Origin of the sequence: Variovorax sp. WDL1, assembly GCF_001541225.1 — a bacterium.
In the GTDB taxonomy this organism is placed as follows: Bacteria; Pseudomonadota; Gammaproteobacteria; order Burkholderiales; family Burkholderiaceae_C; genus Variovorax.
On sequence record NZ_LMTS01000268.1, the window covers coordinates 1 to 830 of the forward strand.

The following is an 830-nucleotide window of genomic DNA, read 5'->3' on the forward strand; positions in this document are numbered from 1 at the left end:
GGTCGCGCAGGTCCTGCATGGGCACCCATCATGCAAGCCCGGCTACTTCGCGTCATTGGGAGTTGCGCTGTCAACGCGCTCGCCGTTCGGCGACCTATAGCCGCGTGATCAAACTCATCTCCGGCAGACGCTCCCAAGGCAGTCCCACCACCAGCGCATCGAACTGCGCCTGCGTCAACGCCAGTGGCGTTGCAGCGCTGCTCTCGCTTGGCCACACGAAGCGGCCGGCGTTGAGCCTCCGGGCGGCACACCACACGCCGAAGCCGTCGTGCACGAGCAGCTTGATGCGGGTGGCCCGCACGTTGGCGAACAAGTAGCCGTGATGCGCACGAGCGCTGCCGAGGGCATGCACGACGTGAGCCATCAAGCGCTCAGCGCCGGCGCGCATGTCCAATGGTTGGGTGCACAGCCACAGGGCGTCGATGCGGATCATCGCAAGAGCTCGCGCAGCCACGCTGCGCAGTCGACCGCTGCCGAGACCGGCCACACGACGCTCACGCCGAGAGCGCCGCGCTTGAGCTCGAGCCGGATGGTCTCAGCGGGTGCGGCCGCCTTGCGCGATGACGCCGGGGAAGGAGGCGGTGCCGGCAAGGACAGCGCAACGAACTCCGGCGCAGGGTCGGCGACCGTCGTCGATCCTGCCGATCGAGCGGGACTCGCTCCGCGGCCGCGACGCCATTGATGCACGAGGTTGTCGTTCAAGCCAAACGACAGCGCAACCGCTGCGACCGAGGCACCAGGTTCGGCGCATGCTGCCAGAACCTGCGCCTTGAACGCCGCGCTGTGACGGCGGCGTTGCTTCGGATTGACGTCCATAGATGTCCAGCTAA

General features: G+C 67.2%; 2 protein-coding genes. Both read right to left on the reverse strand.

Annotation, left to right across the window (positions count from 1 at the left end; genetic code table 11):
- Positions 1 to 94: 94 nt before the first annotated feature.
- On the reverse strand, positions 95 to 433 hold the full coding sequence (gene tnpB, locus APY03_RS33060) for an IS66 family insertion sequence element accessory protein TnpB (protein WP_068683947.1): 339 nt from the start codon (positions 431 to 433) through the stop codon (positions 95 to 97).
- The coding region (tnpA, locus tag APY03_RS33065; protein ID WP_332307402.1) for an IS66-like element accessory protein TnpA at positions 430 to 830 on the reverse strand (401 nt) is incomplete at its 5' end. The genes tnpB and tnpA, both read right to left, overlap by 4 nt.